The organism is Streptomyces sp. NPDC052012 (assembly GCF_040689265.1).
Lineage (GTDB): Bacteria > Actinomycetota > Actinomycetes > Streptomycetales > Streptomycetaceae > Streptomyces.
In genome coordinates this window covers 554429-576827 of record NZ_JBFAXA010000002.1, presented here as the reverse complement: position 1 = coordinate 576827, position 22399 = coordinate 554429, and the positions used below count along the sequence as shown (strand labels likewise).

Annotated in this window: 27 protein-coding genes; 15 read left to right on the top strand and 12 right to left on the bottom strand. The window is 74.0% G+C overall.

All coding sequences use genetic code 11. The features are described 5' to 3' along the window. Positions 1–7: 7 nt before the first annotated feature. Positions 8–667 (bottom strand): phosphoribosyltransferase family protein, encoded by a 660-nt coding sequence (locus AB0412_RS06195; protein WP_366401290.1) that lies wholly within the window; start codon positions 665–667, stop codon positions 8–10. Between the two features lie 217 nt (positions 668–884). Here AB0412_RS06195 and AB0412_RS06190 point away from each other — a divergent pair, with 217 nt between their 5' ends. The 4 genes from AB0412_RS06190 to AB0412_RS06175 all read left to right on the top strand — a co-directional run bounded on the left by AB0412_RS06190 (position 885) and on the right by AB0412_RS06175 (position 3542). Then, on the top strand, positions 885–1907 hold the full coding sequence (locus AB0412_RS06190) for a DJ-1/PfpI family protein (protein ID WP_366401289.1): 1023 nt from the start codon (positions 885–887) through the stop codon (positions 1905–1907). Further along, complete coding sequence (locus tag AB0412_RS06185; protein ID WP_366401288.1) at positions 1904–2506, top strand: DJ-1/PfpI family protein; 603 nt, start codon at positions 1904–1906, stop codon at positions 2504–2506. Before AB0412_RS06190 ends, AB0412_RS06185 begins: the two co-directional genes overlap by 4 nt. Positions 2507–2570: 64 nt before the next feature. After that, on the top strand, positions 2571–3026 hold the full coding sequence (locus tag AB0412_RS06180; RefSeq protein ID WP_366401287.1) for an archease: 456 nt from the start codon (positions 2571–2573) through the stop codon (positions 3024–3026). 63 nt (positions 3027–3089) lie between these two features. Continuing rightward, the gene (locus AB0412_RS06175; protein ID WP_366401286.1) at positions 3090–3542 is read left to right on the top strand and encodes a YbhB/YbcL family Raf kinase inhibitor-like protein; all 453 of its coding nucleotides are present in this window, start codon (positions 3090–3092) and stop codon (positions 3540–3542) included. An 18-nt stretch (positions 3543–3560) separates the two neighbouring features. Here AB0412_RS06175 and AB0412_RS06170 read toward each other — a convergent pair whose 3' ends face one another. Further along, entirely contained in the window at positions 3561–3986 is a 426-nt protein-coding gene (locus AB0412_RS06170; RefSeq protein WP_366401285.1) for a CBS domain-containing protein, read from the bottom strand. Positions 3987–4105: 119 nt separating this feature from the next. Between AB0412_RS06170 and AB0412_RS06165 the strand changes: the two genes are divergently transcribed. Continuing rightward, positions 4106–5395, top strand: a complete 1290-nt coding sequence (locus AB0412_RS06165) for an MFS transporter (protein ID WP_366401284.1) — start codon at positions 4106–4108, stop codon at positions 5393–5395. Here the strand turns inward: AB0412_RS06165 and AB0412_RS06160 are convergent. Further along, positions 5351–5779 carry a VOC family protein gene (locus tag AB0412_RS06160; RefSeq protein WP_366401283.1) on the bottom strand — a complete coding sequence of 143 codons (429 nt, stop codon included), beginning with the start codon at positions 5777–5779 and terminating at the stop codon, positions 5351–5353. The genes AB0412_RS06165 and AB0412_RS06160 overlap by 45 nt on opposite strands. A 221-nt stretch (positions 5780–6000) precedes the next feature. Here AB0412_RS06160 and AB0412_RS06155 point away from each other — a divergent pair, with 221 nt between their 5' ends. Next, positions 6001–6384, top strand: a complete 384-nt coding sequence (locus AB0412_RS06155) for a peptidase M23 (RefSeq protein ID WP_366401282.1) — start codon at positions 6001–6003, stop codon at positions 6382–6384. Between the two features lie 55 nt (positions 6385–6439). Continuing rightward, a complete protein-coding gene (locus AB0412_RS06150; RefSeq protein ID WP_366401281.1) occupies positions 6440–6793 on the top strand; it encodes a hypothetical protein in 354 nt (117 codons plus the stop codon). A gap of 94 nt (positions 6794–6887) precedes the next feature. Here AB0412_RS06150 and AB0412_RS06145 read toward each other — a convergent pair whose 3' ends face one another. The 4 genes from AB0412_RS06145 to AB0412_RS06130 form a co-directional block, all read right to left on the bottom strand. Continuing rightward, complete coding sequence (locus AB0412_RS06145; protein WP_366401280.1) at positions 6888–7337, bottom strand: hypothetical protein; 450 nt, start codon at positions 7335–7337, stop codon at positions 6888–6890. A gap of 118 nt (positions 7338–7455) precedes the next feature. Continuing rightward, positions 7456–8250: a serine/threonine protein kinase gene (locus tag AB0412_RS06140; RefSeq protein WP_366401279.1), complete on the bottom strand. Its 795-nt coding sequence runs from the start codon at positions 8248–8250 to the stop codon at positions 7456–7458. 48 nt (positions 8251–8298) lie between these two features. Then, positions 8299–9138 (bottom strand): aminoglycoside adenylyltransferase domain-containing protein, encoded by an 840-nt coding sequence (locus AB0412_RS06135; RefSeq protein WP_366401278.1) that lies wholly within the window; start codon positions 9136–9138, stop codon positions 8299–8301. Beyond that, positions 9129–9662: an isochorismatase family cysteine hydrolase gene (locus AB0412_RS06130; RefSeq protein WP_366401277.1), complete on the bottom strand. Its 534-nt coding sequence runs from the start codon at positions 9660–9662 to the stop codon at positions 9129–9131. The genes AB0412_RS06135 and AB0412_RS06130 overlap by 10 nt, the downstream gene beginning before the upstream one ends. Before the next feature lie 229 nt (positions 9663–9891). Between AB0412_RS06130 and AB0412_RS06125 the strand changes: the two genes are divergently transcribed. Beyond that, positions 9892–11316: an amidase gene (locus AB0412_RS06125; RefSeq protein WP_366401276.1), complete on the top strand. Its 1425-nt coding sequence runs from the start codon at positions 9892–9894 to the stop codon at positions 11314–11316. Positions 11317–11560: 244 nt separating this feature from the next. Then, positions 11561–12007, top strand: a complete 447-nt coding sequence (locus AB0412_RS06120; protein ID WP_366401275.1) for a type II toxin-antitoxin system PemK/MazF family toxin — start codon at positions 11561–11563, stop codon at positions 12005–12007. Here the strand turns inward: AB0412_RS06120 and AB0412_RS06115 are convergent. Then, positions 11992–12831 (bottom strand): TIGR02452 family protein, encoded by an 840-nt coding sequence (locus tag AB0412_RS06115; RefSeq protein ID WP_366401274.1) that lies wholly within the window; start codon positions 12829–12831, stop codon positions 11992–11994. The two genes, AB0412_RS06120 and AB0412_RS06115, sit on opposite strands and share 16 nt — an antisense overlap. A 298-nt stretch (positions 12832–13129) precedes the next feature. On the opposite strand from AB0412_RS06115, the gene egtA reads away from it, so the two are divergent. The 4 genes from egtA to egtD are packed head-to-tail and all read left to right on the top strand — an operon-like array spanning position 13130 to position 17518. Further along, a complete protein-coding gene (gene egtA, locus AB0412_RS06110; RefSeq protein WP_366401273.1) occupies positions 13130–14428 on the top strand; it encodes an ergothioneine biosynthesis glutamate--cysteine ligase EgtA in 1299 nt (432 codons plus the stop codon). Beyond that, positions 14425–15741, top strand: coding sequence for an ergothioneine biosynthesis protein EgtB (gene egtB, locus AB0412_RS06105; protein WP_366401272.1), 1317 nt, complete (start codon positions 14425–14427; stop codon positions 15739–15741). The genes egtA and egtB overlap by 4 nt, the downstream gene beginning before the upstream one ends. Next, positions 15741–16559 carry an ergothioneine biosynthesis protein EgtC gene (egtC, locus tag AB0412_RS06100; RefSeq protein WP_366401271.1) on the top strand — a complete coding sequence of 273 codons (819 nt, stop codon included), beginning with the start codon at positions 15741–15743 and terminating at the stop codon, positions 16557–16559. Before egtB ends, egtC begins: the two co-directional genes overlap by 1 nt. Continuing rightward, a complete protein-coding gene (gene egtD, locus AB0412_RS06095; protein ID WP_366401270.1) occupies positions 16556–17518 on the top strand; it encodes an L-histidine N(alpha)-methyltransferase in 963 nt (320 codons plus the stop codon). The genes egtC and egtD overlap by 4 nt, the downstream gene beginning before the upstream one ends. 16 nt (positions 17519–17534) lie before the next feature. Here egtD and AB0412_RS06090 read toward each other — a convergent pair whose 3' ends face one another. Further along, positions 17535–18800, bottom strand: a complete 1266-nt coding sequence (locus AB0412_RS06090; RefSeq protein ID WP_366401269.1) for an extracellular solute-binding protein — start codon at positions 18798–18800, stop codon at positions 17535–17537. Between the two features lie 202 nt (positions 18801–19002). Here AB0412_RS06090 and AB0412_RS06085 point away from each other — a divergent pair, with 202 nt between their 5' ends. Beyond that, positions 19003–19218 carry a dodecin gene (locus AB0412_RS06085; protein ID WP_366401268.1) on the top strand — a complete coding sequence of 72 codons (216 nt, stop codon included), beginning with the start codon at positions 19003–19005 and terminating at the stop codon, positions 19216–19218. 67 nt (positions 19219–19285) lie between these two features. Here the strand turns inward: AB0412_RS06085 and AB0412_RS06080 are convergent, their stop codons facing one another. Then, positions 19286–19777, bottom strand: a complete 492-nt coding sequence (locus tag AB0412_RS06080; protein ID WP_366401267.1) for a hypothetical protein — start codon at positions 19775–19777, stop codon at positions 19286–19288. A 78-nt stretch (positions 19778–19855) separates the two neighbouring features. Between AB0412_RS06080 and AB0412_RS06075 the strand changes: the two genes are divergently transcribed. Beyond that, on the top strand, positions 19856–20875 hold the full coding sequence (locus AB0412_RS06075) for an LLM class flavin-dependent oxidoreductase (RefSeq protein ID WP_366401266.1): 1020 nt from the start codon (positions 19856–19858) through the stop codon (positions 20873–20875). On the opposite strand, the gene AB0412_RS06070 is transcribed toward AB0412_RS06075, so the two are convergent. Both AB0412_RS06070 and AB0412_RS06065 read right to left on the bottom strand, forming a co-directional pair. After that, positions 20841–21644, bottom strand: coding sequence for a lysophospholipid acyltransferase family protein (locus AB0412_RS06070; RefSeq protein ID WP_366401265.1), 804 nt, complete (start codon positions 21642–21644; stop codon positions 20841–20843). The two genes, AB0412_RS06075 and AB0412_RS06070, sit on opposite strands and share 35 nt — an antisense overlap. After that, positions 21641–22393 carry a GNAT family N-acyltransferase gene (locus AB0412_RS06065; RefSeq protein WP_366401264.1) on the bottom strand — a complete coding sequence of 251 codons (753 nt, stop codon included), beginning with the start codon at positions 22391–22393 and terminating at the stop codon, positions 21641–21643. The genes AB0412_RS06070 and AB0412_RS06065 overlap by 4 nt, the downstream gene beginning before the upstream one ends. Between the last annotated feature and the right edge of the window lie 6 nt (positions 22394–22399).

Sequence of the window (22399 nt, the reverse complement as noted above, 5' to 3'; positions counted from 1 at the left end):
GGTCGCGCTACGGGCTCACCGACCCGTGGTGCCCCTGGAGCGCCGCCAGGACGTCCTCGTCCGTCAGCTGCTCGAAGTCGTCGTACCACTGCCCGACGGCCATGAACCCGGCCGGCTCGTACAGGCACACCACCTCGTCGGCCTCCCTGCGCATCGACTCGGCGCCCTCCGGTGCGGCGACCGGGGCCGCGAACACCAGCCGGGCGGGGCTCTGCCGTCGCAGGGACCGCAGGGCGGCCCGGGCCGTGGAGCCGGTGGCCAGGCCGTCGTCGACGACGATCACGGTGCGGTCCTCCAGTTCCGGGGCCGGCCTGCCCTGGCGGTACAGCGCCTCGCGGCGGCGCAGCTCGGTGCGCTCCCGCTCCACCACCGGGGCGAGATCGGCCTCGCTCAGACCCAGTCGGCCCAGGGCGTCGAGGTCGAAGAGCGGGACCTCGTCGCCGGCCATGGCGCCGACGCCGTACTCCTCGTGGAAGGGCGCTCCGATCTTCCGTACGACGAGGACGTCGAGCGGGGCGTCGAGCGCCCGGGCGACCTCCTCGGCCACGGCGACACCGCCGCGGGGCAGGGCCAGGACGACGGGATCGGGCAGAGCCCCTTCGTCCTGCCGCACGCGCAGCCGCTCGGCCAGCTCATGGCCGGCCTGCCGGCGATCACGGAAGCGCATGCCCGTGCACCTCCCTCTCCTTCTCGGCCGGGAGCACCTGTTTCCAGCCAGGGACTGTTTCCAGCCGGGGACCTGTTACGTGCCGGGAGCACCTGATCGGCACCCGCGTACCCATCGGCCGGTGCGCGAAGCGTGCGCCGGGCGCCTTCCGCCGATGGCGCGAAGTGTGGGACGCGTGTCGTTGACGCCATGCCGCGCGCCGGTGGAGCGTGGTGGGGTGACTCAGCGCCACGGTGTCCAGCGCCGTATCGACTTCGTCGTCTTCGACGGCCTCCAGCCGCTCGATCTCGTCGGCCCGCACGAGGTGTTCCAGGGCGCCGCGCGGCATGCCGGCGGCTATGTCTGCCGCACCGTGGCGAGCCGTGCCGGGCCGGTCCGGTCGGGCAGCGGGCTGCTCGTGCACGCCGAGCACGGCGTCGCGGACCTGGACCCGGCCGGCACGGACACGCTCGTGGTGGTCGGCGGCAGCGGGGTGGATGCGGCGCGGCACGACGAGGCACTGGTCGCCTGGGTCGCCGCCGCGGCGCGAGGCGCCCGGCGGGTCGCCTCGGTGTGCAGCGGGGTGTTCCTGCTGGCGGCCGCGGGACTGCCCGACGGATGCCGCGTCACCACGCACTGGGGGCGCGGACGGCAGCTGGCGCGGGAGCATCCCGAACTGCGGGTGGACTGCGATCCGATCTTCGTACGGGACGGGCGGGTGTGGACATCGGCCGGGGTCACCGCGGGGATGGATCTGGCGCTGGCCCTGGTGGAGGACGATCTCGGCCGTGACGTCGCGCACGCGGTGGCCCGTGACCTGGTGCTGTTCCTGCGCCGGCCGGGCGGTCAGTCGCAGTTCAGCGTGGCGCTGTGGTCGCGCCAGCCGGCCTCGGACCCGCTGCGGGCCGCGGTCGCCGCGATCCACGCGGACCCCGGCGCCCGGCACACGGTCGCCGACCTGGCGGCGCGCGCCGGGCTCAGCCCGCGTCACCTCCAGCGCCGCTTCACCGCGGAACTGGGCCTCCCGCCCGCCGCGTTCGTCGAGCAGGTGCGCGTCGAGGCCGCGCGGCGGGCGCTGACCGAGGGGGACGAGCCGCTGGAGGCCGTCGCCCGCCGCTGCGGCTTCGGCACGGCCGAGACCCTGCGCCGTACGTTCCACCGCCGGATCGGCGTCGCCCCGTCCGACTACCGCTCGCGCTTCCGCTCCACCACGCCGCAACGACCGTTGCGCGACGACGACTTGGAGGACCACCTCGCATGACGACCTACGGACTGCTCGTCTTCGACGACGCGGAGGAACTGGACTTCGTCGGCCCCTGGGAGGTGTTCACCGTCTCCGCCAGGCTGCGCGACAGCGGCGACCGGGCCGTGCTGATCGCCGAGCGCCCCGCTCCGGTGCGCTGCAACAAGGGCCTGCGGGTGCTGCCCGACCACACCCTCGACGACCATCCGCCGCTGGACGTCCTCCATGTGCCGGGCGGGCAGGGGGCGCGCACGGTGCAGCCGCACAACGCGGTGGTGACCGACTGGATCGCGAAGGCGGCGGCGCGGGCCGAGTGGGTGCATTCCGTGTGCACCGGCACCTTCCTGCTGCACGCCGCGGGCCCGGCGCGCGGACGCCGCGTGGCCACGCACCGGAGCCACGAGGACACCCTCGAGGCCCTCGGTGACGTGACCGTCGTGCGCGACGCCCGCTATGTCGTCGACGGCAACGTCGTCACCAGTCAGGGCGTCTCCGCCGGCATCGACAGCGCCCTGTGGCTCGTCGGCCGGATCCACGGCCGCGAGCACGCCCGCCAGGTGCGCCGCTACCTCCAGTACGACCCCGCCCCGCCCTATCTCGCGGACGAACCGGTCTGACGGCCGTTCGGGCGGTGGTGCGGCGGCCCGGCATGGGTGGGCGCGGGTCGGGCAGGCGAAGGTCATGGTCGGTTACGCGGGCGACTACGGGCACGGTGGCGCGGCGGGTGCGAGCGGGCACCGGACGGTGCCGCACGACGACGAGGTGCGCATCGAGGCGTGGGCGGCGAGCCGGGAGAACTGCCTGGCTGAGGCGGTCGTGGCGATGGTGGAGTGCTTCGCCGACGTCTCCGGGGTGCGGCCGAGCTCGGTGGGGCGGATCCGGCTGGAGGTGGCGAGCGACGACGACCTGCTGGCCTCGCTGCTGGACGAGGTGCTGTTCCGGGTGGAGGTGTACGGGCAGGTGCCGGTGGACGTGGAGGCGGACGAGGCCGAGGGCGGTCTCGACGTCCGGCTGGCGGTCGCAGGGCTCGCGGACGTGCGGGTCACCGGGGACGTCCCGACGAGCGTCGTCTGGGAGGAACTGCGGATCGGTCCGGGGCCGTACGGGTGGTCCTGCGCGGTCACCGTGGACGCGTGAGGCCCTGCGCGCGGGACGCCGACGCGTCGCATGTCCGGCGGCCGTGGGGGTACACCGGGGCACATGACCGGCATCGACATCGGCAGTGACGCCTTCCAGGACCACACCTTCATCGGGCGCCGGTATGCGTACGAGGCGGCGAACGTCTCCCCTCCGCTGCGGTGGAGCGGCGTACCGGACGACGCGGCGGAGCTGGTGCTGCTCTGCGAGGATCCCGACGCCCCCTCGGGCACGTTCGTGCACTGGCTCGTGGCCGGGATCGACCCGCGCTGCGACGGGGTCGGCGAGGGGCAGGCCCCGCCGGGCGGGACCGAGCTCGTCAACGGCTACGGCGAGCGCGGCTGGGGCGGACCGCATCCCCCTCCGGGCGACGAGGCGCACCACTACGTCTTCCGGCTGTACGCCCTGTCCGAGCCGTCCGCCCTGCCCGAAGCGCCCCGCGCGGACGAGGTGCACGAGGCGGTCGGGAAGGCGCGGCTCGCCGAGGGCACGCTGGTGGGCCTGTACCGGCGCTGAGCCACCCGGCGCGGGCCGTCAGCGGGTGGGTGCCGCCCTGCTGATGTCCGCCAGCGCCGAGTGCGGGTCCTCGGTGGCGGCGAGGTCGCCGAGGCTGACGACGCCCACCGGGCAGCCGCCGCGCTCGACGACGGGCAGACGGCGTACGGCGTGTTCCCGCATCAGCTCGACGGCGTGGTCGGTGGTGTCCTCCGGGGTGAGCGTCACCAGCGGCGGACGGGTGCACAGGGAGCCGACCGTGGTGGCCTCCGGGTCGCTGCCCTCCGCGACCGCCCGCAGCACGATGTCGCGGTCGGTGAGCACACCGAACAGATCGCAGTCGTAGGCCACGAGGACGTCACCGATGTCCCTGTCGCGCATCAGCCGCGCCGCCCGCGCCACCGTGGTCATGGGTTCGACGGACGCGGTGTCCGGCGACATCACGTCCCGTATCCGCCGGGTCATGGGCACCTCCCCGGTACTGGACTGCCGGAAAATCCCCGTGTCCGCCGCGTAGCCCGCTGCGGGGCCGGTAAACCGGCCTCGTTTTGCCCCCGCGGTCTCCGGTCGCTTGGATGTGCCGGGTGGCGGGAGAGGGCGGGGCGCGCGGGGGCCCGGGGCGGCGGTTCGGGTGGCTGTGGGCGGCGTACGGGGTGAGCGCCTTCGGCACGCGTCTGGCGTTCGACGCGTTCGCGCTGATCGCGGTTCTGGTGCTGGACGCCGGACCGGCGGAGGTGTCGCTGCTGGCGGCGACCGGACCGTTGGTCGGCGCGGTCCTGGCGGTGCCGCTCGGCCCGTGGGTGGAGTTCCGCCGCAAACGGCCGGTGATGATCGCGGCGGACCTGGTGCGGTGCGGTGTGCTGGTGAGCATCCCCGTCGCGTACGCCCTCGGCCGGCTCACCCTGGGGCAGCTGCTGGTGGTGTCGGTCGTGGTGGCCGCGGCGGACATCACCTTCAACGCCGCCGCGGGCGCCTTCCTGAAGGGGCTGTTGACGAAGGAGGCACTGCTCGTCGCGAACGGGCGGCTCGAGGCGACGACCTGGACCACCACGATGCTCGGGCCGCCGCTCGGCGGGGCGGCGATGGGCTGGTTCGGGCCGGTGACGACAGTGGTGGCCGACGCGGTCAGCTATCTGCTCTCGGCGGGCGCCCTCGGCGCGATCGGCGCGGCGGAGGAGAAGCCGGCGCGCCCCGTCGCACGGTCCCGGCTGCGGGCCGGTGAGCTGCTCGCCGGCTGGCGGTACATCCTCGGCAGCGTGGCGCTGCGCCCGCTGTTCCTCAACACGGTCCTGGTGAACGGGCTGATCATGGCGACCTCACCGTTGCTGATCGTGCTCATGGTCGGCCCGCTCGGCTTCGCGCCCTGGCAGTACGCACTGGCCTTCGCCGTGCCTTGTCTCGGCGGGCTGATCGGCTCCCGGCTGTCGCCGCGCCTGGTGGCGCGGTACGGGCGGCACCGGGTGCTGCGCACGGCGGGGGCGCTGCGGGCGTGCTGGCCGCTCGGGCTGGTGTTCATCGGGCCGGGCACGGCGGGGCTGGTGCTGGTGATGGTGGTCGAGTTCGGGCTGATCACGTGCGTGGGGGTGTTCAACCCGGTGCTGGCCACCGAACGCCTGGTGCGGACCCCGACGGACCGGGTCGCCCGTACGCTGTCGGCCTGGTCGGCGTCCGGCAAGGCCGCGATCGCCGCCCTGACCGCCCTGTGGGGCCTGCTGGCCGCCCTCGTCGGGACCCGGACGGCGATCGCCCTCGCCGGTTGCCTGCTCCTGGCCACGGTGCCGCTGCTCCCCCGCGCGGACGACGGCAGCGGCTCCGAGGACGGGGCTCGCTCAGACGGCCCCGGGGACGTCCTCCGTGACGCCGTTCAGGGGTGAGGCCGGGTCACTGCCGTAGGGGCGGGTGATGACCTCCAGGCCGTGGCCGGCCGGATCCGCGAAGTACACTCCCCGGCCGCCGTCGTTGCGGTTGATCCGGCGAGGGTGCCGGCCGTGCGGGTCCGCCTGGATCGGGACACGGGAATCCACGAGCCGGGCGAGGATCGCGTCGAACTCGTCCTCGGAGACGAGGAACGCGTAGTGCTGCACGGGGATGTCGGCGTCGACGGCCGCGAAGTCCAGGGTGACGCCGTTGGCGGTCGTCACCGGCAGGAACATTCCGGCCGGTTCCCCGACCTCCAGGCCCAGGATCCGGGCGAGGAAACGGGCGGACTTCTCCCGATCACGGGTGAGAACGATGGTGTGGTTGAACTCGACTGACATGAAGTCAATGCCTCCACGGGCATCCGCGGCACCTCCATGCCTCACCCGGCCGGTGACCGACACGCGATGCCGCGCGAGTGAGGATACCCGCGCTCCCTGACATCTGTCAGGAACACAGCAGCCCCGCGGCTCCCTAGGGTGCGGTAGCGGCGGCCCGGTCCGGCGACCCGCCGGTCGCAGCCGCAGGCAAGGCACGCATCGTCGATGTCCGGGGGACAACCATGAAGCATCTGACCCGTCGTACCGCCACCGCACTGGTCGCGGCGGCACTCACCGCCGGCGGCCTGACCGCCACCGCGCAGGCCGCGCCCGCGGCCCCCGCCGCGCCGGCCGGCGGCGACCCGACGCTCACCGACGTCTACATCTGGGCCACGAACGTCAACCTGCGCGAGCGCCCGACCCGGCAGTCCAACGTCCTGGCGGTCCGGTCGAAGTACTGGCTGGACGCGGTGTGCCAGACGCGGGGCGAGACCGTCACCGACCCCGCCGTGGGCACCAACAACTGGTGGACCGCCGTCCAGGAGTTCGCCGGCAGCGACATCGCCTGGGTGAACAACCTCTACCTGCGCGGCGGCCAGAAGATCGCGGGCGTCCCCGACTGCTGAGCGGCTCACCGGGACGTACGCAGAAGCACGGAGAAGCACGAGAAGGGAGGACGTCATGGACAGGCTGAGGCGCGCCCGGCGCCTGCTGGGCACGGCCGTGGCCGGCGCCGCACTGGCGCTGGTCCCGGTGTCGGCGAGCGCTCTGGAGGGGCCGGCCGGCACCACCACCGGCACGCAGCAGGTGCAGTCCCGGGGCGGGTACTTCCTCGGTGACGGCGTCAACATCCGCAGCCGGCCCGTCAACGGCACCATCCTCGGCAAGGGCTACTTCGGGGAGAGGTTCACGGCGCACTGCTGGAACGCGGACGGCAACTGGATCTACCTCACCGCGCACCGGGGGAACGTCACCGGATGGGTCAGCGTGAACTACGTGTACTACACGGACTCGGGGCCGATGGGGTACTGCTGACCGGGGGCACGACGGCGTGTGGGCGGCCACCGGAGTCACGGTGGCCGCCCACAAGGCCCTTCTCGGTGCGGTGCCTGTCCTGCTGGTTCGGCGCTCAGTACCAGCCCGTCGTGGCCAGGACGTGGCCGTCGCAGGTGAGCATGGCCCGGGAGACCCGGCCGTGGAGGTTGTTGCCGATCATCGTGTAGGCGTAGGTGATGCCGGGGTCGACGGTCTCGGCGACCCAGCCGTCGGCGCGGCCCACCCCGTTGTTCGAACGCTCCAGCACCGCGGAGCAGTTGGCGCGCGAGTTCTCGATGCGGGCGAAGGAACCGCACTTGTCCGAGTAGAAGTACTTCAGGGCCATGCCCTCGGCGTACCGGGTGGCCCCGACCTGCCGGAAGGTTCCCGAGCAGCTGGAGATGGTGGGGTACTGCCCCTCCATGCCGTAGGCACCGTAGTTCCCGCCCGAGTACGGGGCGGCCTGGGCGGAGGTGGGCAGGAGCGCCATCACTGCGGCGGCGCCCCCGGCGGCCAGCAGAGTCCTGAGCGAACGGCGGCTCATGGTCCCTCTTTCCTGTGTCGGCGGTGTGGTGGCACCGGACGACGGCTCGCTGCCGTCGCTCGGTGTTCGTGACCGTACGGGTCGTCACCGCCCGCCCGACACCTGACAGATATCAGGGTCAGAACCTGGTCCTGCGCGGCAGCAGGGCGAGATGCTCCTCGCGGACCAGGCCGAAGCGCAGGGCGACCGAGGCCAGACGGGCCCGCTTGGCGCCGGTGCGGGCGCCGCCGTCGGGAGGGCCCGCCTCCTCGCCCAGGTCCAGGCGCAGCTTGGTGAAGGCCAGATAGTCGATGTGGTAGTTCACCGCGGAACGGGTCAGGTCGCGGCAGGACCGAAGGGGCCGCAGCCGTTCCACGATCTCCCCGACGCCGGGCAGCGCGGAGTCGGAGGGGTCACGCAGCCGGGGCTCGCACAGTGCGACGAGCACGAGGAAGTACTTCGACGTGAGGTCCAGCGCGAACGGGTGGACGGTCTGTTCGCCGGTGCCGTCGGCGGACCGCTCGCCCAGATAGGCGTGCTGGGGGGCGAAGACCTTGAAGGAGGCGGTCCCGTTCAGCGCGGGCAGCACCACACGGGAGAACTCGAAGGGGACGGGCGCGCCGAGCCGGCCCGGTGCGACGGTGATGTACTCGCCGGCGCCCTCCAGGTTCTCCACCACGTAGGAGACGCTGCGGCTGAAGTTGGACAGCCGCCAGTAGTCGCCGGCCGCCTCCAGCTGGCCTGCGTGGCGGGAGATTCCGGGGTCGCTCAGCGCGATGGCCACGCCCCCGCCGCCGGGCAGCCCGCGGCCGAAGCCGACGATGTCACCGGGCCCGAGATGCAGCAGCTCGGGCTTGCGGGCCCCGCCCTCGGCCGGGCTCGCGACGTCCCGCGGGCCCGCGGGATCCGGCAGCTGCACGATGATCGTTTCCATGGCGGCTCTCCCGACGAGTCGCCAGGATTGTAGGGGCGGTTCCGGTGGTCAGCGAGGCGGCGCGTCGGCGCGGGAGGCCGCCTCCTCCACGTGTGCGGCCACTCGTTCCAGGAAGCGGCGCACCTCTTCCGGCGGCAGCAGGAGGGCGTCACCGCGGGGGCGTTCGAAGCTGTGCAGCGCGGCCTCGAGAAGGGGCCGGAACTCCGGCTCGGTGCCGGCCACCGCCTCCGCCGCCCGGCGCTTGGGCAGCCAGCGGCCGGTGCGGCAGAACATCACGGTGCGGCAGCCGTTGAGCACCCGGTTGTCCGCCAGATGCCCCTCACCGCCGGCGTGTTCGCGGACGGAGGCGCGGAGTACGGCGAACAGCGCGGGGGCGTCCGGCGCCGCGATGACCTCCCGCGCGGGCGGGCCGTACAGCGCGTGTCCGGACTGGCGTGCGACTGAGCGGTCGATGACGTACCAGAAGGACGGGGACTCGCGCGGGTCGTAGCTCACCTTCCCGGGGAGTGCCTCGCCGGTGTCGAGGTCGAGCAGGTATCCGGCCTCGCCGGACGGGCGGGCCGCGAAGTCGGCGTCGTACACGACGAGTTCGAGTCCGGCGGCGGGACAGGGCAGGGCGGGGTGGGCGAGGGCGACGGGCAGCTCGCGCAGCGCCCGGGCGGGCAGGGACGGGGCCACGACGACGGTCACGTCGACGTCGCTGCGCCCGTGCCGGTAGTCGCCGAGCGCCACGGAGCCGACGACGAGGACGCTCACCAGGTCGGGGCCGCAGACGGCGCGCGTGCGGTGGACCAGCTCGGCCAGGTAGGGCCGCAGCTCGGCGGGGAGACGGTCCGTCCTGGGTCGGTCCGGCGGGGGCCGGTCCGGCGGGGGTCGGTTCAGTTCCACAGTTCTCCGCTCTCGCACACCCGGGCGCCCATGTTGCGTTCCATCATGCGCAGGGCGGCGTCGGCGAGGTCGGTGTGGATGTGGGCCACGGCGTCGTGCGGGACGACCACCTGGAAGTGGCGGATGTGGGCGTCCAGCGACGAGTAGAGGATGCACTGCTCCGTGACCTGGCCGCACAGCACGAGCCGTTCGATGCCCTGCTGGCCCAGGAGGTAGCCGAGCGGGGTCTCGAAGAAGATCGAGTGGCGGGCCTTGACGACGAACAGGGAGGCGTCGTCGGGCCGCAGCGGTTCGACGAGCCCGGCGTGCGGTCCGGACAGGGCCTTGTCCAGCAGCTCGCCGTGGTGCGACCGCCACTCGCCGAAGTTGTCGTTGACGTAGATCACCGGGATGTCGTGGCGGCGGGCCCGTTTCAGCAGGTCGGCGATCACCGGGACGACGGACTCGGCGGACGGGATCAGCAGGTCGGCGTCCTCGTGATCGTAGGTGTTGATCATGTCGATGACGATCAGTGCGGTGGTCACGGCGCCGCCTCCCAGGAGTGTTGCGTCGTCCGGGGACACGGCAGGGCCCGGCCGTCCCTGCCGGACCCCACCGTCCCCCGGGTTACCCGTCGGCCCGCTTTCAAGCACCGCGGGACCACCCTCCCCTCGGGGCACCCGTGCCGCTGTGAACTGCCGGTTCCGCCGCGGTCGTTCCGTCCCGCGCCGCCGGAGGTTACCGTTCGGTAGAGACGCTCCCGGAGGTGCCCGCATGTCGTTCGACCGTGCCGCAGGCCTGGCGGAGACCGCCCGTGCACTGGCCGCCGGGGAGGTGACGTCCCGGGCCCTCGTCGAGCGGACGCTGGCGCGCATCGAGGCGACGCAGTCGTCCCTCAACGCCTTCCGGATCGTGCGCGGCGAGGCCGCGCTCGCCGAGGCGGAGGCCGCCGACCGGGACCTGGCGGCCGGGGTCCGGCGGCCGCTGCTGGGTGTGCCGGTCGCGGTGAAGGACGACATGGACGTGGCGGGCGAGCCCACCGCCTTCGGCTGCCAGGGGGTGTTCCCGCCGGTCGCGGCGGACGGCGAGGCGGTGCGCCGGCTGCGCGCGGCCGGGGCCGTGATCGTCGGCAAGACCAACACCTGCGAGTTCGGGCAGTGGCCGTTCACCGAGGGGCCCGCCTTCGGCGCGACCCGCAATCCGTGGCACACCGCGCACACGCCGGGCGGCTCGTCGGGCGGTTCGGCCGCCGCCGTCGCGGCCGGTCTGGTGCCCGCCGCGCTCGGCTCCGACGGCGCCGGGTCGGTGCGCATCCCGGCGTCCTGGACGCATCTGATCGGCATCAAGCCGCAGCGCGGGCGGATCTCCACCTGGCCGCGCGGCGAGTCCTTCCAGGGCATCACCGTCAACGGCACCCTCGCCCGCACGGTCGCCGACGCGGCCCTGCTCCTCGACGCGGCGAGCGGCAATCACGACCTCGATCCGCATCGTCCTGAAGCCGTCGACGCGTCGGAGGCGGTGCGCCGCGATCCTGGCCGGCTGCGGATCGCGCTGTCGCTGAAGCCACCGTTCACCGCGCTGCCGGCCCGGCTCCATCCCCAGATCCGGGCCCGGGTGGTGGAACTGGCCGAGCGGCTCGCCGCGTCCGGGCACACGGTCGAGGAGGCCGACCCGCCCTACGGGCAGATCGGGCTGACCTTCGTGCCGCGCGCCACCGCGGGGATCGCCGAGCGGGTGAGCGAGGCGCCGCACCCGGAACTGCTCGACAGGCGCACCCGGGGCGCCGCGCGGATGGGGCGGCTGCTGGGCGGCGCCCCGCTGCGCGCGGCCCGGCGGGCGGAGGCGCTGCTGCACCGCCGGATCGGCCGGTTCTTCGCGTCGTACGACGTCGTGCTCGCGCCGACCACGGCCGCTCCCCCGCCGCGCATCGGTGCGCTGCTGGAGCTGAGCGGGATGGCCACCGACCGGGCGATGATCGCCGCGTGCCCGTACGCCTGGCCGTGGAACGTGCTGGGGTGGCCCGGCGTCAACGTCCCGGCGGGCTTCGTCGGGGACGGGCTGCCCGTGGGTGCGCAACTGCTCGGGCCGGCGCACAGCGAGCCGCTGCTGCTGGCGCTGGCCGCGCAGCTGGAGGCGGAGCTGCGCTGGCACGAGACGTGGCCGCCGCAGCCGCCCGCGGCGGACGCACCGGCCGCGTGAGCCGCCCCGGACCACTGGGGCAGTCGCCCGGAGCCACCCCGCACCACGGCGACGGCCGCCCAGAGCCACCCCCGACCACGGCGACGGTCGCCCAGAGCCACCCCCACCACGGCGACGGCCGCCCAGAGCCACCCCCCACCACGGCGACGGCCGCCCAGAGCCACCCCCCACCACGGCGACGGCCGCCCAGAGCCACCCCGCACCACGGCGACGGCCGCCCAGAGCCGTCCCGTACGGTACGGCTGTGACCGCCTACAGCCCTGAGAACGTCCCGGGCCGCTTCGGCCCCACCGCGACCACCGAGGCCGAGCCCCATGAAGTGGGCCGGGTGCGCACCGAGTACGCGCCGGCCCCCGACGGCGACCCCGACCCGGGGGAGATCGTCTGGACCTGGGTGCCGTACGAGGAGCGGGACGGCCGGGGCAAGGACCGGCCGGTGCTCGTCGTGGCCCGCGAGACCGCCGGGACGTTGCTCGCGGTGCAGCTGTCGAGCAAGGCGCACGACGGGCACCGTGACTGGGTGCCGATCGGCAGCGGGCCGTGGGACCGGTCCGGCCGGGAGTCGTGGGTCGACACCGACCGGGTGCTGCGCCTCCACGAGGCGGGCATGCGCCGCGAGGCCTGCGCCCTGGACCGCATGCGCTTCAACCTGGTCCGGCGCCGCCTGCAGGAACGCTACGGCTGGAGCTGAGCGGCCCCGCGGAACGCGCTGTCGAAGGCCGTGCGGACCGCTTGGCCGCGTGTGCGGTCCAGGATCCCGAACACCACGTGCGCGAACGCCCCGGCGAACCGCCCGCCGGGCTCGAGCAGGGCCCGGAACGCGGCGGCCACCTGCGCGGGGTCGTTGCGGAACACACCGCAGCCCCAGGCGCCGAGCACGAGGGCGCGGTAGCCGTGGGCCGCGGCCGTCTCCAGGACCCGCTCGGCGCGGACCGCCAGGGCCGGCGGCAGCTCGCGCGCGCGTTCCGGTGCGGTCCGCAGGATCACGCCCGCGTTCGGCGCGGGGGAGGTGAGGAAGCCGGCCGTGAACGGTTCGTCCAGCAGTCGGCCGCGGTCGTCCCGGAAGACGGGCACACCGGGTGAGTGGATGACGCGGTCCGTGTAGAACGGGTCGCGGTGGGTGCGGTGGTGCTCGTAGAACGCGGGGGCCCGCAGCAGGCAGGTGTACAGGGCGGAGGCACGGCACAGGGCCTCTTCCTGTGCCTGGGCGCCGTTGAGGTAGCCGCCGCCGGGGTTGCGCGCGGACGCGAAGTTCAGCACGGCCGGGTGTCCGTCCGGGCCGGAGGCGAGTCGTCGCGCGGCTTGCAGGCTGCTCTCGCCCGTCACCTCGATCCGGGTGCCGACGGGACGGAGCGGTGGGACGGGGACCGGTTCCGGGCCGTGCGTCCGCGTGCCCGCCCGGGCGGCGTCGATCGCCGCCCGGAGGGACACCTCGCGGCCGTCCGGCGCGCGGTAACGCCCCGCCGCCACGATCCGCTCCGTCTCCCGGGCGAGATCGCGCAGGCGCGCGCTCACGCCGCGACCCCCGTACGTGCCGTGAGCGCGCGCCGCGCGATCTCCCCCGTCGTGCTCATGCAGGCATCCTGAGCGATGCTGGGGATGCGGCGCAACGGAGTTTCCTCCCCGCCGGGGTCCGGAAACGTCAGGGAAAGCCCAGGCCAACGGGCGGGAAGGAGAGATGACCGACCCGGAACGCGTTGCCAGGCGCCCTTGTGCGCGGCGCCACCACCGTCTTGGGTGGGACGCGTCGCTGCCGGCCCGGCCCACAGGACCCCGGACCGGCGACATGGTGGTATCTCAGGAGGATCCCGACATGTCCGAATCGGCAGGTGGCTGTATCGAGCCGCCCACCGCCGTCACCGAAGCCGAGGTGGATGCCCTGGTCCGCGGCATCTGCTTCAAGACCGGACCGCCCCGCCGCCTCGGAGTCGAGGTGGAATGGCTCGTCCACGAGCTGCGCGGCCCGCAGCTCCCCGTCACACCCGAACGACTCGAAGCGGTCTACGCCGCACTGCGGACCGTGCCCCTGAAGTCGGCACTCACCGTCGAACCCGGCGGCCAGCTGGAGCTGAGCTCGCCGCCCGCCGGTTCGCTGACGGAGTGCGTGGACACCGTCTCCGCCGACCTCGACGCCGTCCGCGCGGTACTGCGCGAGGACGGTCTGCGTCTGGTCGGCCTCGGCCACGACCCCTGGCACTCGCCCCGCCGCTATCTGCGCGAACCTCGCTACGACGCCATGGAGGCCTGCCTCGACCGGGGCGGCCCCGCCGGCCGCGCCATGATGTGCACCTCCGCCTCGGTCCAGGTCTGTGTGGACGCCGGGTACGAGGAGCCCGGCCCGCTGGGCCATGTGCGGCGCTGGTGGCTGGCGCACCGGCTCGGCGCGGTCCTGGTGGCCGTGTTCGCCAACTCCCCGCTGGCCGGCCACCGGCCGACCGGCTGGCTGTCCACCCGGCAGCTGCGCTGGGCGCAGATCGGCACCGGCCGCGCGGGCGGCCCTGTGCTGGACGCCGACCCGCGCGGCGCCTGGGCGCGGCATGTGCTGGACGCGCCGGTGATGTGCATACGGCAGGACGGCGGGCCGTGGGACGTGCCGGAGGGGATGACCTTCCGGGAGTGGACCAGGACCAAGGAGCCCCGCCCACCGACCCGGGAGGACCTCGACTACCACGTCACGACCCTGTTCCCGCCGGTCCGGCCGCGCGGGCATCTGGAACTGCGGATGATCGACGCGCAGCCGGGCGACGACGGCTGGATCGTGCCGCTGGCCGTGACGGCGGCGCTGTTCGACGACCCGCAGGCCGCCGAGACCGCCTACCGGGCGGTGAAGCCCCTGGCCGAGCGGACCCTCGGCAGACCGGCGCCGCACAATCCGCTGTGGCGCGACGCGGCCCGGATCGGCCTCGCCGACCCGGAGCTGCGCGAGATCGCCACCGTGTGTTTCGCCGCCGCGCTGGACGCTCTGCCCCGGCTCGGCGCCGCCCGGGAGGTCGTGGACGCCGTGGCGGCGTACGAGGACCGCCACGTCGCTCGGGGACGCTGTCCCGCCGACGACCTGCTCGACGCATTCCACGCCGGGAAGCCCCCGTACGGGAAGGACATGCACTCATGACCGACCTCGCCCTCGACGCCGAGACCCTGCGCGAGCGCGCGGTCACCTCGCTGATCACCGCACGCGACCGCACCACGCTGCTGACCGGCTGCGTCGACGAGCCCGATCTGACCGCGCAGCACTCGCCCCTGATGTCCCCGCTGGTGTGGGACCTGGCGCACATCGGCAACCAGGAGGAGCAGTGGCTGCTGCGGGCGGTCGCCGGCCAGGAGGCGATACGGCCCGAGATCGACAGCCTCTACGACGCCTTCGAGCATCCGCGCGCCGAACGCCCGAAGCTGCCGCTGCTGGCCCCCGACGAGGCCCGCCGGTACGCCGCCGACGTGCGCGGCCGGGCACTGGACGTCCTGGAGCGCACCGCGTTCGACGGCACCCGGCTGACGGAGGCCGGTTTCGCCTTCGGGATGATCGCCCAGCACGAGCAGCAGCACGACGAGACGATGCTGATCACCCACCAGCTCCGCAAGGGCCCGCGGGCGCTGACGGCGCCCGATCCGGAGCCGGTGCCGCTGTTCACCGGCCCGTCCGAGGTCCTCGTCCCGGGCGGACCGTTCACCATGGGCACCTCGGCCGAGCCGTGGGCGCTGGACAACGAACGGCCCGCGCACCGGCGTGAGGTGCCGCCGTTCTGGATCGACACCACCCCGGTGACGAACTCCGCCTACCTGGCGTTCATCGAGGACGGCGGCTACGACGACCCCCGCTGGTGGACCGCGGCGGGCTGGGCGCACATCCGCCGGAACTCCCTCACCGCGCCGCTGTTCTGGCGCCGTGACGGCGGTCAGTGGCTGCGGCGCCGCTTCGGCGTCACCGAGGCCGTACCGCCCGACGAGCCGGTGCTGCACGTGTGCTGGTACGAGGCGGACGCCTACGCCCGCTGGGCGGGGCGCCGGCTGCCCACCGAGGCCGAGTGGGAGAAGGCCGCGCGGTACGACCCGGCCGGCGACCGCTCGATGCGCTACCCGTGGGGAGACGACGATCCGGGCCCGGAGCACGCCAACCTCGGCCAGCGGCATCTGCGTCCGGCGCCCGCCGGGAGCTACCCGGCCGGTGAGTCTCCGCTCGGGGTGCGGCAGTTGATCGGTGACGTGTGGGAGTGGACGTCGAGCGACTTCCTGCCGTACCCGGGGTTCCGGGCGTTCCCGTACAAGGAGTACTCGGAGGTGTTCTTCGGCTCCGACTACAAGGTGCTGCGCGGTGGTTCGTTCGCTGTGGACCCGGTGGCCTGCCGGGGCACGTTCCGCAACTGGGACCTGCCGATCCGGCGGCAGATCTTCTCCGGGTTCCGCACGGCCCGCTCGGCGGACGTCTGATGTGCCGTCACCTTGCGTACGTGGGACCGGAGGAGCCGCTCGGGCGGTTGCTGGTGGAGCCGCCGCACGGGCTGTACCGCCAGTCGTGGGCGCCGCGGCGGCAGCGGTACGGCACGGTCAACGCCGACGGCTTCGGCGTGGGCTGGTACGCGCCGGGCGATCCGGTGCCGGCCCGGTACCGGCGTGCGGGTCCGATCTGGGCCGACCTGTCGTTCGCCGACCTCGCCCGGGTGGTGCGCACGCGGGCGATGCTCGCCGCCGTGCGGGACGCGACCCTGTCGGGCGCGGACGCGGAGGCCGCCGCGGCGCCGTTCGCCGCGGGGACCTGGCTGTTCAGCCACAACGGGGCCGTCACCGGCTGGCCGCGCGCCTGCACGCCGCTGGTGTCCACGCTGCCGGCCGAGGAGCTGCTGTCGCTGGAGGCCCGCAACGACTCGGCGTTCGTCTGGGCGCTGGTGCTGGCCCGGCTGCGCGCCGGCGACGAGGGGGGCCAGGCGCTGGCCGACACGGTGACGGAGGTCGCCGGGGCGGCGCCCGGCTCCCGGCTGAACCTGCTGCTCACCGACGGCGACACGGTCACGGCGACCGCCTGGGGCGACACACTGTGGTACCTGGCCCGGCCCGGCGGCGGCACCGTCGTGGCCTCCGAGCCCTCCGACGACGACCCGCACTGGCGGGAGGTCCCCGACCGCACCCTGCTCACGGCAAGCCGCACCGAGGTGCTGCTCACCCCGCTCAAGGAGCCGACCGACGCCTCGGCGCCCTCCCCCGCTCCGGGCCCCGCCCGAGCCGCGTCATCGAAGGAGCCCCGTACGTGAGTCCGTTCCGCATCACCCGCACGCTGCCCGAGGACGCCACCGGCGCCGCCCTGCGCGCCGATGTCCGCCACGGCCTGACGAGCACGCCCAAGACACTGCCGCCGAAGTGGTTCTACGACGCCCACGGCAGCGACCTGTTCGAGAAGATCACCGAACTGCCCGAGTACTACCCCACGCGGGCCGAGCGCGAGATCCTGTTCGCCCGCGCGGGCGAGATCGCCGCGGCGGCCGGCGCCCGCACCCTGGTCGAACTGGGCTCCGGCTCCTCGGAGAAGACGCGTTATCTGATCGACGCCCTCACCGGGCTGCACAGCTATGTCCCCGTCGACGTCAGCGAGAGCGCCCTCACCCAGGCCGGCGAGGCGCTCGCGGCCGAGCGGCCGGGGCTGCGGGTGCACGCGCTGATCGCCGACTTCACCGGCAGTCTGACGCTGCCGGACACTCCGGGGCCGCGGCTGGTGGCGTTCCTCGGCGGCACCATCGGCAATCTGCTGCCCGCCGAGCGGGCCGCGTTCCTGGCCTCCGTGCGCGCGCTGCTCGCCCCTGGCGACTGCCTGCTGCTCGGCACCGATCTGGTCAAGGACGAGCAGGTGCTGGTCCGGGCCTACGACGACAGCGCCGGGGTGACGGCCGCGTTCAACAAGAACGTGCTGACCGTCATCAACCGGGAGCTGGGCGCCGACTTCGATCCGGCCGGCTTCGAGCACGTCGCCCTGTGGGACGCCGAGCGGGAGTGGATCGAGATGCGGCTGCGCTCGCGCGGCGCGCAGACGGTGAAGGTGCCCGCGCTGGATCTCGCCGTCGACTTCGCGGCGGGCGAGGAGCTGCGCACCGAGGTCTCGGCGAAGTTCCGTGAGGCGGGTGTGCGCGAGGAACTGGCCGCCGCGGGGCTGGAGTTGTCCCGCTGGTGGACGGACCGGGAAGGCCGCTTCGCCCTGTCGCTGAGCACGGTGCGCTGACGGCGGCGCCCGTCGGTCACTGCGCGTCCACGTCCAGGGCCGCGGTGATCCGGCGGGAGGCGCGCTCGGCCTCCGTGGCCGGGTCGGCCCCGGTGAGCACCTTGGTCATGTACTCCTTGATCGGGTTGTCCGCCTCGACGGCGCCCCAGTTGGGCGTGATGGGAGTCGCGCGGCCCTGTGCGGCTCCGGCCGCCATGGCCGCGACGGCCTCCTGCCCGGCCACGGCGTCGGCGAGCGTGGTCTTGTTGGGCACGTAGTTCATGGTGCGGGCCAGTTCGGTGTTCCACTTCTCGCCGGCGAGTGCGGCGACGACCTCGACGGCGGCGTCCTTGACGTCGGTGTTCGCCGGGACGACGAGGTCGGAGCCGCCGGTGAAGACGGCGCCGGGCTCGTCGGCGGTGGCGCCGGGCACGGGGAAGTAGCCCAGCTTGCCCTCCAGGTCCGGGTTCTGCTGCAGGATGGCCCGGGTCAGCCCCGGCACGGCCACGATCTGGGCGACGGCGCCCTCGGCGAACACGCCTGCCTGCGGCGGGTGTTCCTCGTCGGCGTCGACCGGTCCCTCGCCGAGGGCCTGCAGCCGGCGGTAGAAGTCCATGCCGCGCAGCGCCTCCTCGGAGTCCAGCGTGCCCCGCCAGACGCCACCGCGCTCCTCGGCGAGTTCGCCGCCCGCCTCCCAGATGAACCCGGCGAGCGTGTACCAGTCCTGACCGGCCAGGTAGATCCCCTGGGTTCCGCCGGTGTTGAGCTTCTCGGTGACCGTGAGCCACTCCGCCTGGGTCTTGGGCGGCGCGGTGATCCCGGCCTGCCGGAAGAGATCCTTGCGGTAGATGACGACCCGGTTGGCCGCGTACCAGGGGATGCCGTACTGGCTGGAACCCCACTTGCCCGGTTCGGCGAGGCCGGGCAGCCAGTCGTTGTCCGGGTCCCAGTCGCGCAGGGCCTCCAGGGTGAGTTCGAGCAGATCGTGGCCCTCGGCGTACTGGGCGACCTGTGTGTTGCCGACCTCGATGACGTCGGGGGCGTCCGCGCTGTCGGTGTCCAGCGCCGTCTGGACCTTCTCGCCGATGCCGGTCCATTCCTGGATGCGGATGTCGAGCTCGAGGCCAGGGTTGGCGCGTTCGAAGTCCTCGGTGAAGCGGTCGAGGAAGTCCTGGGAGGCGCTGTGCCGCATCAGCCACACGGTGACGGTGCGCCGTTCGGCTCCGTCGCCGCCGGGCACCATGCCGCAGCCGGTGAGCCAAGCGGCGGACACACAGACGAGGGCGAGCAGTCGACGTCTCACGCGGGGTCCTGTTTCTGTCTGACGGACAGGGGTGCGGGGCCCGACGTGGGGGGCGAGCGGGAGCTCGTACGGGTGTCCGCATCTTGGTATGGACCAATACGGAAGGTCAAGGGCCGTAGGGCATACGGAGCCGACGTCTCGCGCTCCACCACAGCTTGGGGCACGGTGGAGTGACGCGTGACACAGGGAGAGGAGCACCCGTATGTCGAACCACATCTACCGGGTCACGGAGATCGTCGGCACCTCGCCCGACGGCGTCGACCAGGCCGTCCGCAACGGCGTCGAGCGTGCCTCGCAGACGCTGCGCAACCTGGACTGGTTCGAGGTGACCCAGGTGCGCGGCCAGATCGAGGACGGCCGGATCGCGCACTGGCAGGTGGGCCTCAAGGTCGGCTTCCGCCTGGAGGCCACGGAGTGAGCGCACCGGGTCACCGGGTGCGGGACCAGGTGCGGTCGGTGCGGGACCAGGTGCGGCCGGTGCGGGACTAGGTGCGGCCCTCGCGTTCCTGGGCCGCCTTGAGCTCCCCCGAGGGGGTCGCCCAGCGCGCCTGGACGACCGTGAAGCCCGCGCGCCGGGCGTCCTCGCAGACCAGCTCGTCGTCGTCCACGAGCACCCGGACGTCCCGCGTGCGGGCGAGGCGGCGCAGGATCGCCAGCTTGGTGTACCGGGCGGGCCGGCGGTCGGCGTCGCCGCGCATGTGGACGGTGCCCTCGGGCAGACCGTGGGCCTCCAGCCAGTCCAGGGTGTCCCGGCGGCAGCGCTCGGGGCGCCCCGTGAGGTAGACGACCTCGCACTCCCGGGCGCTCTCCCGCACCATGGCGACACCCTCCGCGAGCGGTGGGTCCTGCGGCGCCGCGGCGAAGAAGGCGTCCCAGTCGCGCGGCCTGCGCTCCAGGAACCTCTGCCGGTGCGCGGTGTCGGCGAGCGTGTTGTCCAGGTCGAACACGGCCAGCGGCCGTCTGCTGCGATCGGTCACACGGCCCAGCCTAGACAGGAAGCCCGGAAGGGGGCGCGCCGCGAGGAATCCTTCCGCCGCGCCGTTGTTGAACCATGCATGAGCTCCCTGACCACCTCGGCCCGCTTCTCCGTCCTCGACCGTTCCCGCACCCGTGAGGGCCACACCGGGCCCGAGGCGCTGCGGGACACGGTGCGGCTGGCGCGGGAGGTGGAGCGGCTCGGCTATCACCGGTTCTGGGTCTCCGAACACCACGGCGTGCCCGGGGTCGCCGGTTCCGCGCCGACGGTGCTGGCCGCGGCGGTCGCGGGCGCGACCCGCTCGATCCGCGTCGGCACGGGCGGGGTGATGCTGCCCAATCACCGACCGCTGGTGGTCGCCGAGCAGTTCGGCGTGCTGGAGTCCCTGTTCCCCGGGCGGATCGACATGGGTCTGGGCCGCTCGGTCGGCTTCACGGACGGCGTGCGCAAGGCGCTGGGGCGCGACAAGGACGACGCGCAGGACTTCGCCGCCCAGCTCGACGAGCTGCTCGGCTGGTTCCGCGGCACCTCCCCCACCGGGGTGCACGCCCGCCCGGCCGAGGGCCTGACCGTCCCGCCGTTCGTGCTGGCCATGGGCGAGGGCGCCACGATCGCCGCCCGCGCCGGGCTGCCGATGGTCATCGGCGATCTGCGCGGCCGGGACCGGATGCTGCGCGGCATCGACCACTACCGCACCCACTTCCGCCCCTCGTTCTGGGCGAGCGAGCCGTACGTCGTGATCTCCGGCACGATCGCCGTGGCCGCCACCGCCGAGGAGGCGCGGCGGCTGCTGGTCCCGGAGGCCTGGTCGATGGCGTACTCCCGCACCCACGGCACGTTCCCGCCGCTGCCGCCCGCCGAGCGGGTGGAGGGGCTGCCGATGTCCGAGAAGGAGCGCGGCTTCTACGTGTCCGGGCTCGACGGTCACATCGCCGGCACCGAGGAGCAGGTGGCTCACGAGCTGGAGACGCTGCTGAAGGAGACGGCGGCCCAGGAGGTCCTGGTCACCACCAGCACCTACGACCGCGAGGCCCTGCTCGACTCCTACCGGCGGCTGGCCCGGATCACCGGCCTCGAGGGTGCCGCGGCCCGCCCGTGAACTCCTGCGGCTGTGCGGCCGCGGCCAGGGCGCGGCGGTCGGTGTGGCGGCCCGGCGGGATCGGGGGCAGCACCTCCACGTCCGCGGACAGCCGGCGGGCCGAGGCCACCCGCCACAGGGAGGCGAGCAGGGTGTCGTCGCCGACGAAGGCGGGGGCGGTGGCCGGGGCCCCGCGGTCGGTGCGGTAGCGGATGCGGACCGGCTGGACCGGGACACCCGCGTCCAGGGCGGCCTGGAAGACGGCCCGCCGGAAGGTCCCCTGGGCTCGTCCGCACCAAGTGCTGCCCTCGGGGAACACGCCGACCGCCGCGCCCTGTTCGAGCGCTCGGGCGACCCGGGCGACCGTGTCCGGCAGGGCGCGCAGCCGGTCCCGGTCGATGAACAGCGCACCGCCGCCGGCTGCCAGCGGCCCCGCCACGGGCCAGCGCCGTATCTCCGCCTTGGCCAGCATGCGGGCCGGACGGACCGCGGCGAGCAGCGGTACGTCGAGCCAGGAGATGTGGTTGGCGACGAGCAGCAGCCCACCCGTGGGCGCGGCGGCACCGGTGACACGGACCCGGACCCCGGCGGCCCGCACGACCCACCGGCACCACCGCCGCACCGCGCCGGCCGGGACCCACCGCCCGAACGGCACCAGCACGACCGCGGCGAGCACCAGCGCGGCGACCCCCGCGAGCCGCAGCACCGCCCGCGGCACGGCCACCGCCGCGGCGGTGTGCTCCACACAGCCCCGCGGCGTGCAGGGCGCACCGGGCAGCCAGACGCTCATCGGGCGGGCACGAGGGAGAGGAAGTGCCGCAGATAGCGCGGGTTGACCCGGCTCATCGGCAGCAGCACATAGAGGTCGGCGACCCCGAAGTCCACGTCGTGCGCGGGCTCTCCGCACACCCAGGCGCCGAGGCGGAGGTAGCCGCGCAGGAGCGCCGGGAGGTCGGTGTGGCCGGCCGGCGCCGTGGCGGGCGGGATCCACGGCAGCAGCGGGCGGACGCGGTACTCCTCGGGCGCGAGGTGCTTGTCCCGCACCCGGTCCCAGGTGGCGGCGGCGAGGGCACCGCCGTCGGCGAGCGGGATCGAGCAGCAGCCGGCCAGCCACTCGTGGCCGCGGTCGGTCATGTACCGGGCTATGCCCGCCCAGATCAGCCCGATGACGGCGCCGTCACGGTGGTCGGGATGCACGCAGGACCGGCCGACCTCGACCAGGCCGGGGCGGACGCGGTCGAGCGACGCGAGGTCGAACTCGCCCTCCGCGTACAGCCGTCCGGCGACCGCGGCACGCTCCGGCGGCAGCAGCCGGTAGGTTCCGACGACCTGCCCGCCGGCCTCCTCGCGCACGAGCAGGTGGTCGCAGTACGCGTCGAAGGGGTCGACGTCGAGTCCGGGCTGCGGGCCGGACAGCAGGGCGCCCATCTCCCCGGCGAACACGTCGTGCCGCAGCCGCTGCGCGGCCCGCACGTCCTCTTCGTCACGAGCGAGGCCGACGGTATAGCGGGTGGGGGCGGCAGTCAGTACGCCGGTCATGGCACT

Bases quoted from the DNA above. Each gene is read 5' to 3' on its own strand.
- AB0412_RS06085 (WP_366401268.1), top strand. From the start codon at position 19,003: ATGTCGAACCACATCTACCGGGTCACGGAGATCGTCGGCACCTCGCCC.
- AB0412_RS06065 (WP_366401264.1), bottom strand. From the start codon at position 22,393: ATGACCGGCGTACTGACTGCCGCCCCCACCCGCTATACCGTCGGCCTC.
- AB0412_RS06145 (WP_366401280.1), bottom strand. From the start codon at position 7,337: ATGAGCCGCCGTTCGCTCAGGACTCTGCTGGCCGCCGGGGGCGCCGCC.
- AB0412_RS06175 (WP_366401286.1), top strand. From the start codon at position 3,090: ATGACCGGCATCGACATCGGCAGTGACGCCTTCCAGGACCACACCTTC.
- egtA (WP_366401273.1), top strand. From the start codon at position 13,130: ATGTCCGAATCGGCAGGTGGCTGTATCGAGCCGCCCACCGCCGTCACC.
- AB0412_RS06170 (WP_366401285.1), bottom strand. From the start codon at position 3,986: ATGACCCGGCGGATACGGGACGTGATGTCGCCGGACACCGCGTCCGTC.
- AB0412_RS06070 (WP_366401265.1), bottom strand. From the start codon at position 21,644: ATGAGCGTCTGGCTGCCCGGTGCGCCCTGCACGCCGCGGGGCTGTGTG.
- AB0412_RS06195 (WP_366401290.1), bottom strand. From the start codon at position 667: ATGCGCTTCCGTGATCGCCGGCAGGCCGGCCATGAGCTGGCCGAGCGG.
- AB0412_RS06150 (WP_366401281.1), top strand. From the start codon at position 6,440: ATGGACAGGCTGAGGCGCGCCCGGCGCCTGCTGGGCACGGCCGTGGCC.
- egtC (WP_366401271.1), top strand. From the start codon at position 15,741: ATGTGCCGTCACCTTGCGTACGTGGGACCGGAGGAGCCGCTCGGGCGG.
- AB0412_RS06140 (WP_366401279.1), bottom strand. From the start codon at position 8,250: ATGGAAACGATCATCGTGCAGCTGCCGGATCCCGCGGGCCCGCGGGAC.
- egtB (WP_366401272.1), top strand. From the start codon at position 14,425: ATGACCGACCTCGCCCTCGACGCCGAGACCCTGCGCGAGCGCGCGGTC.
- AB0412_RS06180 (WP_366401287.1), top strand. From the start codon at position 2,571: ATGGTCGGTTACGCGGGCGACTACGGGCACGGTGGCGCGGCGGGTGCG.
- AB0412_RS06125 (WP_366401276.1), top strand. From the start codon at position 9,892: ATGTCGTTCGACCGTGCCGCAGGCCTGGCGGAGACCGCCCGTGCACTG.
- AB0412_RS06185 (WP_366401288.1), top strand. From the start codon at position 1,904: ATGACGACCTACGGACTGCTCGTCTTCGACGACGCGGAGGAACTGGAC.
- AB0412_RS06160 (WP_366401283.1), bottom strand. From the start codon at position 5,779: ATGTCAGTCGAGTTCAACCACACCATCGTTCTCACCCGTGATCGGGAG.
- AB0412_RS06155 (WP_366401282.1), top strand. From the start codon at position 6,001: ATGAAGCATCTGACCCGTCGTACCGCCACCGCACTGGTCGCGGCGGCA.
- AB0412_RS06075 (WP_366401266.1), top strand. From the start codon at position 19,856: ATGAGCTCCCTGACCACCTCGGCCCGCTTCTCCGTCCTCGACCGTTCC.